The organism is Microbacterium testaceum, from assembly GCF_029761935.1.
GTDB classification, from domain to species: Bacteria; Actinomycetota; Actinomycetes; order Actinomycetales; family Microbacteriaceae; genus Microbacterium; species Microbacterium testaceum_A.
In genome coordinates, this window is sequence record NZ_CP121699.1 from 1,065,119 (window position 1) to 1,078,340 (window position 13,222).

General features: G+C 71.4%; 13 protein-coding genes. 5 read left to right on the forward strand and 8 right to left on the reverse strand.

Features of this window, described 5'->3' with window-relative positions:
• Together QBE02_RS05285 and QBE02_RS05290 are read right to left on the reverse strand one after the other, a co-directional pair.
• The gene (locus tag QBE02_RS05285; protein ID WP_279367419.1) at positions 1-501 is read right to left on the reverse strand and encodes a dihydrofolate reductase; all 501 of its coding nucleotides are present in this window, start codon (positions 499-501) and stop codon (positions 1-3) included.
• Positions 498-1,307, reverse strand: a complete 810-nt coding sequence (locus QBE02_RS05290; protein ID WP_268103657.1) for a thymidylate synthase — start codon at positions 1,305-1,307, stop codon at positions 498-500. Before QBE02_RS05290 ends, QBE02_RS05285 begins: the two co-directional genes overlap by 4 nt.
• A gap of 151 nt (positions 1,308-1,458) precedes the next feature.
• Here QBE02_RS05290 and QBE02_RS05295 point away from each other — a divergent pair, with 151 nt between their 5' ends.
• From QBE02_RS05295 to QBE02_RS05310, 4 genes are all read left to right on the forward strand, one after another.
• A complete protein-coding gene (locus QBE02_RS05295) occupies positions 1,459-1,896 on the forward strand; it encodes a TlpA family protein disulfide reductase (RefSeq protein ID WP_268103656.1) in 438 nt (145 codons plus the stop codon).
• Positions 1,889-2,461 (forward strand): DUF4395 domain-containing protein, encoded by a 573-nt coding sequence (locus QBE02_RS05300; RefSeq protein WP_279367420.1) that lies wholly within the window; start codon positions 1,889-1,891, stop codon positions 2,459-2,461. The genes QBE02_RS05295 and QBE02_RS05300 overlap by 8 nt, the downstream gene beginning before the upstream one ends.
• A gap of 105 nt (positions 2,462-2,566) precedes the next feature.
• Positions 2,567-2,992, forward strand: a complete 426-nt coding sequence (locus QBE02_RS05305) for an OsmC family peroxiredoxin (protein ID WP_056227360.1) — start codon at positions 2,567-2,569, stop codon at positions 2,990-2,992.
• Entirely contained in the window at positions 2,985-3,905 is a 921-nt protein-coding gene (locus QBE02_RS05310; protein ID WP_279367422.1) for a TIGR01777 family oxidoreductase, read from the forward strand. The genes QBE02_RS05305 and QBE02_RS05310 overlap by 8 nt, the downstream gene beginning before the upstream one ends.
• 116 nt (positions 3,906-4,021) lie before the next feature.
• Here QBE02_RS05310 and QBE02_RS05315 read toward each other — a convergent pair whose 3' ends face one another.
• The 5 genes from QBE02_RS05315 to QBE02_RS05335 all read right to left on the reverse strand — a co-directional run bounded on the left by QBE02_RS05315 (position 4,022) and on the right by QBE02_RS05335 (position 9,585).
• Positions 4,022-4,474, reverse strand: coding sequence for a hypothetical protein (locus QBE02_RS05315; protein WP_279367423.1), 453 nt, complete (start codon positions 4,472-4,474; stop codon positions 4,022-4,024).
• On the reverse strand, positions 4,471-5,283 hold the full coding sequence (dapB, locus tag QBE02_RS05320) for a 4-hydroxy-tetrahydrodipicolinate reductase (protein ID WP_279367424.1): 813 nt from the start codon (positions 5,281-5,283) through the stop codon (positions 4,471-4,473). Before dapB ends, QBE02_RS05315 begins: the two co-directional genes overlap by 4 nt.
• 63 nt (positions 5,284-5,346) lie before the next feature.
• Positions 5,347-5,949, reverse strand: coding sequence for a histidine phosphatase family protein (locus QBE02_RS05325; protein ID WP_056227348.1), 603 nt, complete (start codon positions 5,947-5,949; stop codon positions 5,347-5,349).
• Positions 5,950-6,028: 79 nt separating this feature from the next.
• Positions 6,029-7,054: an aldo/keto reductase gene (locus QBE02_RS05330; protein WP_056228473.1), complete on the reverse strand. Its 1,026-nt coding sequence runs from the start codon at positions 7,052-7,054 to the stop codon at positions 6,029-6,031.
• Between the two features lie 233 nt (positions 7,055-7,287).
• A complete protein-coding gene (locus tag QBE02_RS05335) occupies positions 7,288-9,585 on the reverse strand; it encodes a polyribonucleotide nucleotidyltransferase (RefSeq protein WP_056227345.1) in 2,298 nt (765 codons plus the stop codon).
• A gap of 302 nt (positions 9,586-9,887) precedes the next feature.
• Between QBE02_RS05335 and QBE02_RS05340 the strand changes: the two genes are divergently transcribed.
• Positions 9,888-11,141, forward strand: coding sequence for a hypothetical protein (locus QBE02_RS05340; RefSeq protein ID WP_279367425.1), 1,254 nt, complete (start codon positions 9,888-9,890; stop codon positions 11,139-11,141).
• Between the two features lie 81 nt (positions 11,142-11,222).
• Here QBE02_RS05340 and QBE02_RS05345 read toward each other — a convergent pair whose 3' ends face one another.
• Positions 11,223-13,190 (reverse strand): GDSL-type esterase/lipase family protein, encoded by a 1,968-nt coding sequence (locus QBE02_RS05345; protein ID WP_279367426.1) that lies wholly within the window; start codon positions 13,188-13,190, stop codon positions 11,223-11,225.
• Positions 13,191-13,222: the final 32 nt, after the last annotated feature.

The following is a 13,222-nucleotide window of genomic DNA, read 5'->3' on the forward strand; positions in this document are numbered from 1 at the left end:
TCACTCCCCCGGTCTGCGGTAGGTCTCGAAGCGATACCGGATGCCGCTGCGCGAGGTGTGCCACCCCTCTTCGGGGTCGGCGGCAGCGAGGCTCCACCCGTCGGTGGAGGGCGCGCGCGTGTCGCCCTCGACCGCGACGTCGAGGCGGGTGATCTCGAGCAGGTCGGCGCGGTCGATCGCGGCGGCGTAGAGCATGCCCCCGCCGATCACCCAGACCTCGTCGCCCGTGGCGAGATCGAGGGCCTCGTCGAGCGATCCCGCGCGTTCGGCACCGTCGTCGGCCCAGTCGGCGGCGCGCGTCACGACGATGTTGCGCCGCCCCGGCAGGGGGCGGAAGCGCGGCGGGAGCGACTCCCAGGTGCGACGCCCCATGACGACCTCGGCCTGTCCCGTGATCTCGCGGAAGTGGGCCATGTCTTCGGGCACGTGCCACGGCATGCCGCCGTCGGCGCCGATCACACCGTCGTGCGCCTGGGCCCAGACGAGGCCGACCGTGGTCATACCGCGACGGCTCCGCGGATCGCCGGGTGGTGCTGGTAGTCCTCGACCACGATGTCGTCGTAGGTGTAGTCGAAGATCGACTCCGGCGTGCGCGTGAAGCGCAGGGTCGGGTAGGGGTAGGGGTCGCGCGTGAGCTGCTCGGCGACCTGCTCGCGGTGGTTGTCGTAGACGTGGCAGTCGCCGCCGGTCCAGACGAACTCGCCGGGCTCGAGGCCCGTCTGCTGCGCGACCATCAGGGTCAGCAGCGCGTAGGAGGCGATGTTGAACGGCACCCCGAGGAACATGTCGGCGCTGCGCTGGTACAGCTGGCACGAGAGCTTGCCGTCGGCGACGTAGAACTGGAACAGGGCGTGACAGGGCGCCAGCGCCATGTCGGGGATGTCGGCCGGGTTCCAGGCCGACACGATGAGCCGGCGCGAGTCGGGGTCGCGTCGGATCTGCTCGATCACCTGTGAGATCTGATCGATCGTGCCGCCGTCGGCGGTGGGCCACGATCGCCACTGCACGCCGTACACGGGGCCGAGCTCGCCGTCGGCGTCGGCCCACTCGTCCCAGATCGTGACGCCGTTGTCCTTCAGCCACGACACGTTCGACTCGCCACGCAGGAACCACAGCAGTTCGTACACGATCGACTTCAGGTGCACGCGCTTGGTGGTGATGAGGGGGAACCCCTCGGCGAGGTCGAAACGGATCTGGCGCCCGAACACGCTCGTGGTGCCTGTTCCCGTGCGATCGGACTTGTGCACGCCCGTCTCGAGCACGTCGCGGAGAAGGTCTTCGTAGGGGGTCGGGATGTCGGCGGTCACGGCCTTCACGATACCCGCGACGGGCTCGCGACGGGGGGCGCGGGGCGACGACGGTGGACGGTGGAGGCCTGCGCACGCCGTGGGGAGAAGGGTTCGTCACGGGAGGACTCATCGGCCCTCCCCGCGCTCTCGCCCGTTAGCGTTGACGGTCGTGGACGTGACCTTCGCTCTTCTGGCCGCCGGGGCGCTCGTCGTACTGACGACGATCGCCGGTCTCGTGTTCCGGCGCCGCCAGGGGCGCGCGCGCACCGTCGATTCGGTCGAGGCGGTCGATCCCGCCCTGCTCGGCGCCGCGAGTCTCGGGCCGGAGGCGACCCTCGTGCAGTTCAGCACCGAGATCTGCTCCCGCTGCCCCGGGGTGCGCCGCGTGCTCACGCAGATCGCCGACTCTCGCGACGGCGTCAGCTACGTCGACGTCGACCTCACCCATCGGCCCGACCTCGCTCAGCACTTCCGCGTGCTGCAGACCCCCACCACCCTCGTCCTCGACCGGCGCGGGGTGATCCGCACCCGCTTCGGGGGCACTCTCGAACGCGCCGCGGTCGAGAACGAGCTGACCCGCCTGCAGAAGGAGCCCACCCGTGCCTGACACCTCGCGCATCGATGCTCGCGGCCCGCGCTTCGCGGCATCCATCACCGCCGTCCTCCTCCTCGTGGCGACCGTCCTCAGCCTGATCGGCATCTCGACGCGGCGCGGCGCTTACGGGTGGTTCGCCTACCAACCTCTGGCCGACGCGACCTTCCGCCCCGATGGCTGGGCCGTGCAGCAGCTACCCCTTCTGGACCGCATCGCGGACCCGGGCTTCGTCCTGGTGCTCGTGATCGCGCTGCTGTTCGTCTGGGGCGTCGCCTCTCCGCGCACAGCGCCGTGGGGCGTGCTCTACCGACGGGTCGTGCAGCCCCGCCTCGCGGCGCCGACCGAGTTCGAAGACCCGCGCCCGCCCCGCTTCGCCCAGGGCGTGGGGCTCGTCGTCACCGCAGCCGGACTTCTCCTCCACCTCGCCGGGGTGCCCTGGGCGCTGCCGATCGCGGCGGCCATGGCGTTCGTCGCGGCGTTCCTCAACGCGGTCTTCGGACTGTGCCTCGGATGCCAGCTCTACCTCGTTCTGCAGCGCGCGGGACTCATCGGGCGACGCGGCCCCGCCGCTGTTTGAGCGTCGTCGAGCAAAGGCCTGTCAAGACCCGAAGAGTGCCGTCCGCGCTCACTAGGCTGGCCGCGTCGCGGTCGCCCCGACCGCGCCGAGACAACGGAGGTTCCCATGGCCGTCACGAGCGAAGCCACCACCGCCTGGAAGGGCAGCTTGTTCGAAGGATCGGGTGAGGTCACGTTCACCTCCTCGGGCATCGGCACGTTCGACGTGAACTGGAAGGCCCGCAGCGAAGGCTCGAGCTCGGTCACCACCCCCGAGGAACTTCTCGCCGGTGCGCACTCGTCGTGCTTTAGCATGGCGCTCTCGAACGCCCTCGCCGACAACGGCACCCCGCCCGAGTCGGTCGACGCGACCGCGTCGATCACCTTCAAGCCCGGCACCGGCATCACCGGCAGCCACCTCAACGTGAACGCGGTCGTGCCCGGGCTCGACGACGAGACGTTCCAGAAGATCGCCGCGGATGCCAAGGCGAACTGCCCCGTGTCGCAGGCGCTCGCGGGCATCGACATCACCCTCGAGGCCACGCTTGCCTGAGACCCCGGCCCGACGCGTCGTCCTTGCCGGCGCGTCGGGCCTCATCGGGTCGGCCCTGCTCGACTCGCTGCGCGGCGACGGCGTCGAAGTCACCTCGCTCGTGCGCCACGAGCCGACCGCCCCGCACGAGGTGCAGTGGCTGCAGGATGCCACCCCGCTCGACCCCGACGTGATCGCCGGGGCCGACGCCGTGGTGTGCCTGAACGGCGCGTCGATCGGGCACTTCCCCTGGACCCCCTCGTACAAGAGCACCCTGCTCTGGTCGCGTATCACCCCGACGCGCACCCTGGCCGCCGCGGTCCGCGCGCTGGGCGCAGACGCCCCGGCGCTCGTGAACGCAAGCGCGACCGGCTTTTACGGTTCGCAGCCCGGAGCCGTCCTGACCGAGGCCTCGAAGCGGGGCACGGGCCTACTCGCCGACATCTGCGTCGATTGGGAGCACGAGGCACGTGCCGCCGGAGATTCGGCGCGGGTGGCGATGCTGCGCACCGCCCCCGTCGTGCACGAGCAGGGAGTGCTCAAGCCCCTCCTCCTGCTGACCAAGCTCGGCATCTCGGGCCCGATCGGCCGCGGCACCCAGGTGTGGCCGTGGATCTCGCTCGACGACGAGGTGCGCGCGATCCGCCACGTCATCGATTCCGATCTGTCGGGACCCGTCAACCTCACCGGTCCCACGCGCGCGACGGCGAACGACCTCGGTTTCGCCCTCGCCCGCCGCATGAATCGTCCGTACCTCGTGCGCGCGCCGATCTGGGGCGTGAAGCTCGCCCTCGGCTCCGACGCGACCGAGGCGCTGCTCACCTCTGACGCCGACGTGCGCCCGACAGCCCTCGAGGACAGCGGGTTCAGATTCTCTCACCGCACGGTCGAAGAGGCCGTGGCCTCGGCCGTGCCGGCGCACGACGCCGCCTGACGGGACGGGGGGGGAGGGCGGACGCTTGTTGCGGCCCCCTCCCCTCTGCCGCCCGGGGCACCAGGGGGCGGAAGCGGCTCGTCGGAGCCGTAGAGCGGTGTTCCGCGCAGAAGCTCTCAGGCGGCGCGGCGCTCGGACGTCTCGAGACGGATGGCCGTGCGGATCGCATCACGTGCGCGCCGACGGTCGCCCGCCGCGTCGTACGCGAGGCCCAGCCGGTAGCGCGCGCGCCAGTCGTCGGGGTGTTCTTCGACGTCCGCCCGGTAGCGCGGGAACAGCGCGTCGCCGTCTTCGCGTTCGATGCGTCCGCTCGGGCGCACGGGGAGGTCTTCGTCGGGCAGTCCGCCCTCGGCATCCAACCGCTCCCCCAGCTGCTGGGCGCGCACACCGAACCACAGTTCGCGGCCGATCGCCCAGATCGCCAGGGCCGGGAGCACGAGTAGCGCCACGCCCATCACGACGCCGACGGTCTCTCCGCTCGTCAGCAGAACGATCGCTCGCTGCCCCGCGAGCACGACGTACATCAGCAGCAGCACCGTCATGACGGCGACCGCGACGCGCACTCTCATGCGCTGGTGACGCCCGCGACCTGGCCCGACACGTCGCCGTCGGCGATCGGAGCCTCGGGCGCCAGGGGACGCGTCCGCACGCCGATGTCGATGAAGCTGTCGAGACCGACGTGCACGCCGCGCGCGTCGCGCGCTGCGGCCAGGGCGATCCGGATGCCGGGAGCGTAGGCCTTGGCGGGCTCGATCGTGTCGTGGAGGATCGTCAGCGACTCCCCCGCCCCCGAGAGCACCGTCTCTTGGCGGGCGACGACACCCGGGCGACGCAGAGAGTGAATGGGGACGGATGCGACGCGCTGTCCGCGGGCACGCTGGTCGACGTGGGGAGACTCGACGGGGCCGACGTCGGCCCGCGCCGCCGCGATGAGCTCGGCGGTGCGCACCGCCGTCCCGCTGGGAGAATCGATCTTCGTCTCGTGGTGGGCCTCGACGATCTCGATCGAGGGGAAGAACGGGGCCGCCGCCGCCGCGAGGGCGCTGCCGATCACCGAACCGAGCGAGAAGTTGGGGATGAACACGGCGCCCGTTCCGCTGGCATCCACCAACGATCGGACGAGGGCGATGCGCTCGTTCGACCAACCCGACGTGCCCACCAGGACGTTGATGCCGCGCTCGACCGCCGCACGGACGACGTCGATCGAGACGGCGGGGGTCGTCGCGTCGATCACGAGATCGGCGCCGTCCATCCCGCTGAGCGGAGAGGCCGAGGTGAGCACCGCGGTGACCTCGTAGCCCTCTTCGGCCTCGACGACCGCCCTGATCACCCCGCCGAGCTTTCCGGTTCCGCCCACGATGGCCACACGCGTCGTCATACGTCCAGCCTAGGCGCGAGCGCACGGCGTCGCGGCGTTATCCACAGACGCGCCGCGCGAGGCTCAGACCGGAAGCGGGTCGACCAGCCCCGTGCGCAGCTCGACCGGCAGGTGCGCGAGGTCGTTGTGCGACAGGAGGGTCCAGGGCCGGCCCTTCTTCTGCGCGATGACCGTCAGACCGCAGTAGGCCTGGTTGATGGTCATCCAGCGCCACTCGGGCGCCTGCAGCACCTCGCGGACGAACCACGAGATGACGAAGTTGTGCGTGATGACCAGCTCATGGACCTCACCGGCCTTGCGGGCGAGGAACTCGGCGGTGGCATCGGCCATCTGCGCGCGGCCCGCATCGATCTCGGCCTCGGTCACCGAGCCGAAGAAGGGCTCGAACACCGAGGGCGTCTCGGGCGTCATACCGGTGGGGATGCAATCGAACAGAAGCGCCGAGGACTCGGGAGTGACGGCGGGCAGACGGTCGGCGACGGCGCGGGCGGTCTGCGCCGCGCGTTCGAGAGGCGAGTGCCAGACGGCGTCGAGCGGGAGTCCGGACAGACGGTCGGCCAGCAGGGCGGCCTGACGCTGACCCCGCGGCGACAGCGGGCCGTCGGTGAGGCCGTGCTCGGCATCCTGGTGCTCGCCATGGCGCACCAGGTAGATGTAGTGCGTCACGTCAGCTCACTCCGTCGTCGATCTGCCGTCCCCCGGCCCTCATCGACCAGCCTACGTCACACCCCCGACAGGGAGCCGATCACTCCGCGGCGCGCGCGATATCCGAGAGGTGCGCCCGGCTGAGCCGCACGCCGACGGCGCGCATGCACTCCACGACGTGCCGGGGCGCGAAGGCGTTCACGATGGGCGCCGTCACGATCTTCTGAGCCAGCAGCCAGGCCACCGCCACCGCGGCATCCGGGAGGCCGAGTTCGCTGCCCACGGCGTCGAGGGCGCGCAGTACGCGCGAGCCCCGCCGGTTCAAGTGCGCGGCGACCTGCGTGCCGCGCACCGACTGCGAGGACTGACCGCGAGTGCGGGTCTCGCCGGCCAGGAAGCCGTGAGCGAGCGGATGCGAGGGGGTCACGGCCATGTTCTGCGCCGAGGCGATGAGACGCACGTCGCCTTCGAACTCCGAGCGGCGCAGCACGTTGTACGGCACGTCGAGCACCGTGATGCGCGGGTACCCCGCCGACGACAGGATGCGAGCCTCGACGAGCTGGGCGGCGGTGTAGCCGTGCGCGCCGATCGCGCGCACCTTTCCCGCGTCGACGAGCCACTCGCTCGTGGCCAGGGTGTCCTCGAGGAGCGCCTTGTCGCCCCGGGCGGCGTCGAGCGACAGCACGTCGATGCGATCGGTGCCGAGGCGCGTGAGCGAGGCCTCGACGGCGCGCACGAGGTTGACGGAGTCGAGCCCGGGGTTGTCGGGGTGACCGCCGATGCGGACCGTCAGGACGGTGTCGTCGCGCATGCGGCGGGTGCGCAACCATTCGCCGATGATGAACTCGCTGCGCCCCGCTGCGTAGCTGTCGGCGGTGTGCAGCGCGTTGCCGCCGAGCTCGGCGTAGGCGTCGAGGATCTCGTGGCTCGCGCGCGCGTCGACGTTCCACCCGAACTCTCCCCCGCCGAGGAACAGCGGGAAGACATCGAACCCCGTCTCGCCCAGCGGAACGCGCACGTGCGAACCCAACCCCGGCCCCTGCAGGGTGATGGGTGACGACGGGTGCGGGGCTCGATCTCGACGCAGGCGCGGCGTGGCCGTCTCATCGACGCCCGAGCCGCTCATGGTGAGGTCCTCTCCCACAGTGCCGGGTGACGGTACGGAACAGCGCCCGTATCACCACGCCCCCCGACGTACTACGAGGCTAGGCCTTCCTCGTGACCGCTCCGTCGATTGCCCCGCCGCGCCGATAAACATTGCGTAACGCTTCCGCGTCGCTCGCCACGTGCGTCACACCCGTCACACGACGGATGCCCGCCCCGCACGAAGCGGGACGGGCATCCGGTCAGCGAGAAGGATCAGCCTTCGGCGGGAGCCTCGGGGCCCTCGCTCGCGGCGGCCGAGCTCTGCGTGTCGGCGGGCTCGGGCGTGGTGGCCTCCTCGTCGAGCACGGGCTCGAGCGAGAGCTTGCCGCGGTCGTCGATCTTCGTGATGCGCACGAGGATCTTGCGACCGACCGAGAGCACGTCCTCGACGTTCTCGACGCGCTTGCCACCGGCGAGCTTGCGGACCTCGCTGACGTGCAGCAGGCCGTCCTTGCCGGGAAGCAGCGAGACGAACGCACCGAAGGTCGCGATCTTGACGACGGTTCCGAGGAACTGCTCCCCCACCTCGGGGTTGGTCGGGTTGGCGATCGCGTTCACCTGGGCGCGGGCCGCCTCGGCCGAGGGGCCGTCGGTCGCACCGATGTAGACGGTGCCGTCGTCCTCGATCGAAATCTGGGCGCCGGTCTCGTCCTGGATGGAGTTGATCGTCTTGCCCTTGGGTCCGATGAGCTCGCCGATCTTGTCGACCGGGATCTGCACGCTGATGACGCGGGGCGCGGTGGGCGCCATCTCGTCGGGAGCGTCGATCGCCGAGTTCAGGACGTTGAGGATCGTGAGGCGAGCCTCCTTGGCCTGGGTGAGGGCGGCGGCCAGCACCGACGACGGGATGCCGTCGAGCTTGGTGTCGAGCTGGATCGCGGTGATGAACTCGCTCGTGCCGGCGACCTTGAAGTCCATGTCGCCGAGGGCGTCTTCGGCGCCGAGGATGTCGGTCAGGGCGGCGTAGCGCGTCTGTCCGTCGACCTCGTCGGTGACCAGACCCATGGCGATACCGGCGACGGGGGCGCGCAGCGGCACACCCGCGTTCAGCAGCGACAGGGTCGAGGCGCAGACCGAGCCCATCGACGTCGAGCCGTTGGAGCCGAGGGCCTCGGACACCTGACGGATCGCGTAGGGGAACTCCTCGCGGCTGGGGAGCACCGGAACGAGCGCGCGCTCGGCCAGGAAGCCGTGACCGATCTCGCGACGCTTCGGCGAACCCACGCGACCGGTCTCACCGGTCGAGTACGGCGGGAAGTTGTAGTGGTGCAGGTAGCGCTTGCTCGTGATGGGCGAGAGCGAGTCGATCTGCTGCTCCATCTTGAGCATGTTCAGCGTGGTGACGCCCAGGATCTGGGTCTCGCCGCGCTGGAAGATCGCCGAGCCGTGAACGCGCGGGATGACCTGCACCTCGGCATCGAGCGGGCGGATGTCGGCGAGTCCGCGGCCGTCCATGCGGACGCCCTCGGCCAGGATTCGACCGCGGACGATCGTCTTGGTGACCGACTTGTAGGCAGCGTTGAACTCGAGGGTCGCGACGGCGGGCAGCTCGCCCGACTCGACGGCGGCCACGAGCTGCTCCTTGACCGAGGTCTTGACCTCGTCATCGGCGTTCTGACGCTCCTGCTTGTCGGCGATCTGGTACACGGGCACCAGACGGTCGTAGGCACGACCGGCGACGAAGTCGTAGGTCTCCTGGCTGTAGGCCGGGAAGACGGGGAACGACTGGATCTCCTTGGCCGCGGTGCGCGCGACCTCGTTCTGCGCGTCGACGAGCTGGCGCAGGAAGGGCTTGGCGGCCTCGAGGCCCTCGGCGACGACCTGCTCGTTCGGCTTGGTCGCGCCGCCCTTGATCATGTTCCAGCTGCCCTCGGTGGCCTCGGCCTCCACCATCATGATGGCGACGTCGCCGTCGTCGAGCACGCGGCCCGCGACGATGAGGTCGAAGACGGCGTCCTCGAGCTGCGTGACGGTCGGGAAGGCGACCCACTGGTCGGCGTTCTCGCCCTGGCCGGGGATGAGCGCCAGGCGCACACCCGCGATGGGACCCGAGAACGGCAGACCCGAGATCTGGGTCGACAGCGAGGCGGCGTTGATGGCCAGCGCGTCGTAGAACTCGCCGGGGGCGATCGACAGCACGGTGACGACGATCTGCACCTCGTTGCGCAGGCCGTCGACGAACGACGGGCGCAGCGGGCGGTCGATGAGGCGGCACACGAGGATGGCCTCGGTGGAGGGGCGACCCTCGCGGCGGAAGAACGAGCCGGGGATCTTGCCGGCGGCGTACGAGCGCTCCTCGACGTCGACGGTCAGCGGGAAGAAGTCGAATCCTTCACGCGGGTGCTTGCCGGCGCTGGTGGCCGACAACAGCATGGTCTCCTCGTCGAGGTAGGCGGCGACTGCGCCCTGAGCCTGCTGAGCGAGGCGTCCGGTTTCGAACCGGACGGTACGGGTGCCGAAACGGCCGTTGTCGAGAACGGCTTCAGCGGCGGTGATTTCTGGACCTTCCAAGAGGTCCCTCCTTCTTTGTTTAGGCTCGCCGCCCCGTGTGGGCGACGAGCTGACATGCGAAGGAGCAGGAACAGGCAGAAAGGGCGCGCCGACGAATCGACCCGGAATCCCGGCGACTGGCCACCAGTAGACGACCACCCGGCATACGACGGGGAGTCCACCACAGGGGACCAGCGTCTGCCGGCCTGCTCCGTGAGCTCATATGTAGTTGAGCCGATGCCACGACGGCATCCCTCGCCACCCTACCAGCGACGACCCCTTCCGGGTGGGCAGCGCACGGCGTCGTGCTCTACCGTGACCTCATGGGCCTCATCCGTCGCACGAGTCACACGCTTCTCGCGTGCGTCCTCGCCGGCCTGACCCTCGCCCCCGTCCCCGCCTCCGCGGCGATTCTCGGCACGGGGTCCGTGACTCCCGCCGCCGCGGTCGACGAGAGCGCCGTCGCCCGGGTGCAGGCGGAGTTGGATGCCGCGGAGGCCGTCGCCGTGGCGGCGTCGCGCCGCGCCCTCGATGCGTCGGCGACCGCCGAGCAGACGCGACTGCTGGCCGAGACGACCGCTGCGCGCGCGGCGGCGTTGAGCGCCGAGAGCGCCTCGGCCGACGCCGCCGAGACCTCGAGCGCCACGGCCGCCGGTGCCAGCGCCGCGCGGCTGTACCGCACCGTGGGCGGCGGCCCGCTGGTGGCGCAGCTGCTGACGGACGCCGATCCCGATTCGTTGCTGGAACGGCTCGGCATCCTGGATCGGGTCTCGGAGGTCGCCGCGCGCACCGCGGGCCGGGCCCGCAGTGCGGCCGACGTCGCGACGTCGCTGCGCGAGCAGGCCGAGCAGGCGCGGGACGAAGCCGCGCGTGTGGCCGCCGACGCTCGAGCCACCGCGGCGGCGGCGCAGAGCGATGCGGACGCCGAGGCGGCGACGGTGCGCGAGACGCAGGGCCGCCTCGACGATCTCTACGCCCAGCTCGCGGCCCTCCGGGCGACGACCGCCGCTCAGGAGCGCGCGGCGCGCGAAGAGCAGAAGGTGCAGCGCGATGCGGCGCAGTCCGGCGGATCCGCCGGCGGGGCGAGCACCGGTGGCGGCGCGGCTCCGGGCGGCGGGACGACGAGCGGTGGTGGAGCGACCGGCGGCGGCTCCACCTCGACCGGGGGCGGCGCGAACAACGGCTCCTCGGGCGGGGGAAGCGGATCGACCGGCGGTTCGGGCGGCGGCGGCTCGGGGGCGGGGTCGACGGCTCCGGCCGGTCCGATCATGAGCCCGAGCGAGGCGCGGTCCGCGGCGCGCGGCGCGATCGGCCGCTACGGCTGGGGCGACGACCAGTTCTCCTGCCTCGTCTCGCTGTGGAATCGCGAATCGGGATGGCGGGCCGACGCCTACAACGCGGGCAGCGGTGCCTACGGCATCCCTCAGGCTCTCCCCGGCGACAAGATGGCCTCCGCCGGACTCGACTGGCGCACCAACGCCGTCACCCAGATCTCCTGGGGCCTGTCGTACATCGGCTCGCGGTACGGCTCCCCCTGCGGCGCGTGGGACCACTCCCAGCGCACCGGCTGGTACTGACGCCTCGCCGCGAGCGCGCAGGCGACGCGAACGAACACCGGGTCGCCCGGTGCACGCGCCCGCCGCGATCCAGCGGATGACTCAGACCGCGTCGGCGCGCTCCCGATCACCGCGGATGGGCAGCTCGATGTAGCCCGCGTGCTTGGCGACGATCCCGTCTCCCGCCGTCCGCCCGCGCACGCGGCGCCACACCCATGGCAGAGCGTCGCGCGTGAGCCAGGTTCCGCGCGGACGCTCGGCCTCGTCGGCGTGCAGCGCCTCATCGAGACCGAGCAGCGCCCGCGCGTCGGGCACGCCCAGGGCTTCCGCCCCGCGGTAGGCGACGAGGCGGTGCCCGGCCGAACTGAGGTGCACGAGGTCATCGGCCCACATCGGCGCCTCGCCGATCTCGCCCACGGCCTCGAGGTCGAGCAGGATCGCGCCCTGCTCCGCCGCGATCCGACGCAAGTGCACGTTGTACGCCGCGAACCGTCGGGCGAAGATGCGCGCGGCGGGCCGTCGCGGAAGGAACGTCGTCACCAGCAGCACATCGGCACCGGTCCGGCGCACCGCGCGCACCGCCGACTCGACCTCGGCCACCAGCGCCGGGAGCACGGGCGCCGGCCCCACGAGATCGTTCGCACCGATGAGGATCGACACCAGGTCGGGCTTCAGGGCGAGAGCCGCGGGGATCTGCTCGTCGATCAGGTGCCGCACCCGACGGCTGCGCACGGCGAGATTCGCGTAGCGGAACGGCCCCTCGTCGGTGGTTCCGGCGAGGAGCTCGGCGAGACGGTCGGCCCAGCCGCGGAACTGCCCCGACGGCATCCGCGAGGCGTCGCACAGCCCCTCGGTCAGCGAGTCCCCGAGGGCCACGAAACGCGTCCACCGTCCTCGAGTGCGGGATGCCGCGGTGCCGGCCGGTCGTGGACTGCCGCGCCGCAGCAGGCTGTCGTCGACGCGGCGCAGGGCGATGGCGTCGCGGTAGTGCTCGATCAGCGACCCGGTCAGCGCCGCCCACGTGCGTCCCTCCACCGAGCCGCGCGCCGCGCGGGCGAAGGCGCGGCGTTTGGCGTCGTCGCCCACGAGGTCCGCGACGCGCGCGCGCAGGTCGTCGAGGTCGCCGGGCTTGTAGAGCCACCCGTCGACGCTCGAGCGCACGAGGTCGAGGGGACCACCGACACCCGTCGCGACCACCGGAACACCGCTGGCGAGCGCCTCCTGAATGGTTTGACCGAAGGTCTCGCTCTCCCCCGGGTGCACGAACACGTCGAAGCCCGCGAGGGTCGACGCGAGCTCCGAACCGCCCAGGTGGCCGGTGAACACGGCATCCGGGATCGCCTTCTCGAGGGCGGGACGCGAGGGGCCGTCGCCGACGATGACCAGCCGCGTGTCGGGGAGGTCGGCGAGGGCGCGGAGGTCGTCGACCTGCTTCTCGGGCGCCAGGCGACCGACGTAGCCGATGATGCGCTCGCCGTTCGGGGCGATCCGCGCCCGCCACCGGTCGTCGCGGTGCTCGGGGGCGAAGCGCACGGCATCCACTCCCCTGCCCCACCGACGGATGCGGTCGACGCCGAGGTCCTCGAGCTGCCGGGTCGACGCCGACGAGGGCGCGAGCGTGAGAGTCGCCCGGCGGTGCAGGCGCGAGACGTGTCCGGCGACGAGAGCGGTCGCGTGCGGCAGTCCGTACTTCTGCGAGTAGGCGACGACGTCCGTCTGGTAGACCGCGACCGAGGGGATCTTCAGCGCGTCGGCGGCCGCGAGACCCTGCCACCCCAGCACGAACGGCGATGCCAGGTGCACGACGTCGGGGGCGAAGTCGCGCAGCAGGGCTCCCAGGCGCGCGGCCCGGGCGAAGACCACGCGCACCTCGGGGTACGACGGCAGGGGAACCGAACGCAGCAGCTCGGTGCGGGCTCCGTGCAGGTCGGCGGTGACGTCGCCGGATCTGGGGGCGATCACGAGCGTCTCGTGGCCCGCCTCCGCCAGATGGCGCAGGACGTGGAGAACGGAACCGGTGACCCCGTTCATGTGCGGGAGGAAGGATTCGGCCAGCAGCGCGACTCTCACGAGACCAGGGTGAGGCGTGTCGCGGCCTCGCG